Here is a 2,551-nt window from a genome sequence, read left to right on the forward strand (position 1 = left end):
AGATGATAAAGAAGCACTTAAAAAGCAAAAGTTCCCTACACCAGCTAAATATAAAGACGAATTTTCATTCCTAAAGGAAGGAGTATCGGAATGATTATCCGAACAGAAAATAGCAATCAGTGTCACGACATTTATTGGAATTTAGGAGGGCTCGAACAACCTCATACACAAAGACAAGTATTGCTTTTAATCGGCAGTCGCTTCACAGCACATGTGGTACAAGAGCCTGAACATATGCAGTGGGTTTTACAAACCTCGATGCCAATACGTGAAATCCCGACATTTGTAGAAGATTTAGTGCGTGCAAAAATTCCGATTTTTGAAATTACAAAAAATTAATTATAGAGAAAGCGTCCTTTTTCATAAAAGTGAAAAGGACGCTTTTTGATTAGTTATTATGAAATTTTCCTTCGCGGTAATCGCGGAACGCTTCTTCTAATTGTTCGCGCGTGTTCATGACGAACGGTCCGCGCGCTGCAATCGGTTCACCGAGTGGCGTGCCTGAGTAAAACAAAATATGCGCTTCTTCTGTCGCTTTGATGACGATATCTCCTGCATCGTGCGAGAAGTGAATGACGGCAGGTGCCGTTGTCGCAATCGCTTCGTTTCCGAACTTCGCTTCGCCGTCTAATAAAATGGCGAATGCTTTATCGCCTTTTGGAATCGGAAACTGCAATGTACTGTTGCGTTGCATCCGAATGTCATACATGTTGACAGGAACGATATTCGTCGTCTCAGCACGTGTTCCTTGAAACTCTCCTGAAAAAATTCGTACGCTCGCGCCGTCTGTTTCGACTGCCGGCATATCTTTTTGGAATAAGGTTTGGTAGTTAGAAGGCATCATTTTTTGTTCGGCAGGTAAGTTGAGCCACAATTGCAAAACATGCGCTTTCGTGCCTGGTGCAGGTTCTTCCGCATGGAGTACACCGCCACCTGCTGTCATCCATTGGACGTCTCCCGCTTGAATCGAGCCGTCTCCATGTGTCGTATCATGGTGCATCACTTCACCTTCGAGCACATACGTAATCGTTTCGATACCACGGTGTGGATGAAGTCCGAATGTCCCTTCTGGAAAGACGACATCTTCCATAAATAAGAAAGGATCATTAGCTGTCATTTCATGTCCAGCAAGAACATTCCCTACGATAAATTGGCCATCTTCTGAATGATAGTGAATCGGTGTGTTGCGTAATACGTTACGAATTGTCATCATTTCCACGTCCTTTTATATTGTTACACTTAGTATAGCGCATTATTATCTTGAATTCAAGATATAAACAAAAAGCCTAAAAAATCTAGGCTTTTAAGAGAGGAGAGGGCGGGCTTCACGGTGATGCCATTCTTGTTCTCCGTCATCTTCATCGAACGAAACGATGACACGGTTCACTCCTTTTTGATATAAAATTTGTTCTGTCAACGTATCGCGCACGTCGTCTAAATAGGCGAGTGAATGATTCGGATTGACTTCCGCGACGAGTTCAACGTGTAAAAATTCTCCTTCTTTCACAACGTCGAGTCGTTCAATATCGATAATATCGGGATGATCTAAGACGAGATAAGCGATATGATTGAGCATCTCTTCGTCCGTTTCGCCGATGACTCCACGCGCATTGTCCAAAAAGACACGGCCGACGACGTAAAACATCGTGATTCCGATAATGACAGAAGCGATTCCTTCCCCTGCATGAAATCCTGTCCATTGGGCAAGCACGATGGCGAAAATCGCGAGCACACCGCCGAATGTTGCGACGAAATCTTCCATAAAGACGAGCTTTGTTGCTGGCTTTGCACGATTGACATTGCGAATAGCGAGCGGGATTGTTTTTAGTCCTGCGTGGTCGATGCCGACTTCGTGCGCAATTTCTTGTGCTGCTTTGTAAAAGACAATCCCTTCCATGACGACGCCGATTGCGAGGACGCCGATCGATAACCAAAAGCCAGAAGAAGCGGTCGGGTTCCAAATGTGATGCCAACCTTCTTTAATCGTTTCGTATGCGAGAATCCCGACGATTAAAACAGCACCTAAACAGACGAGATTGACGAGGCGACCGAATCCTTTCGGGAATTTTTGCGTCGGTGACTTTTTAGACAAAGCCGAACCGAAAAAGACGAAAAATTGGTTGGCAGAATCGCCGAGAGAATGCATCATTTCTGCGAACAATGCGACATTTCCTGTAAAGAAAAAGACGACGCCTTTTAAAGCACCTAAAATAAAGTTGACGACCGCTGCGATGAGCGACGACCGATTGCCCCCTTTGAGCAATTGAAATAAGTCTTTCATCTGAAATCAGCAAGGATACCCCCACTTCAATCGTGTGAAGGGCGATAGCTCAACGATAAGTGGGGGAGGAATTGCCGTCAGATACGGTAGTATCTGAAGCCTGTACCTTGCCTCCTCCTTTCTCCATTTTTGTTGAATTTTCACTAAAACAGTGATATAATTTAATTAGTGAAAGGCGGTGAACATAATGACTACAATTATTGCAAAAATACAAATATACGTTTCTAACGACCAATCTAAAAATCTAATGGCAACTACTAATGCTTATCG

The 2,551-nt window shown here is 43.8% G+C and carries 3 protein-coding genes; 1 reads left to right on the forward strand and 2 read right to left on the reverse strand.

Annotated elements, in window-relative coordinates; genetic code table 11:
• Positions 1-90 precede the first annotated feature (90 nt).
• Complete coding sequence (locus ACFQ0V_RS08045; protein WP_381012071.1) at positions 91-339, forward strand: hypothetical protein; 249 nt, start codon at positions 91-93, stop codon at positions 337-339.
• A gap of 49 nt (positions 340-388) precedes the next feature.
• Here ACFQ0V_RS08045 and ACFQ0V_RS08050 read toward each other — a convergent pair whose 3' ends face one another.
• Positions 389-1,210 (reverse strand): pirin family protein, encoded by an 822-nt coding sequence (locus tag ACFQ0V_RS08050; protein WP_381012074.1) that lies wholly within the window; start codon positions 1,208-1,210, stop codon positions 389-391.
• A 93-nt stretch (positions 1,211-1,303) separates the two neighbouring features.
• The gene (locus ACFQ0V_RS08055) at positions 1,304-2,281 is read right to left on the reverse strand and encodes a cation diffusion facilitator family transporter (RefSeq protein ID WP_381012077.1); all 978 of its coding nucleotides are present in this window, start codon (positions 2,279-2,281) and stop codon (positions 1,304-1,306) included.
• Between the last annotated feature and the right edge of the window lie 270 nt (positions 2,282-2,551).

Source organism: Savagea faecisuis (assembly GCF_042675605.1).
Taxonomy (GTDB): domain Bacteria; phylum Bacillota; class Bacilli; order Bacillales_A; family Planococcaceae; genus Savagea; species Savagea faecisuis.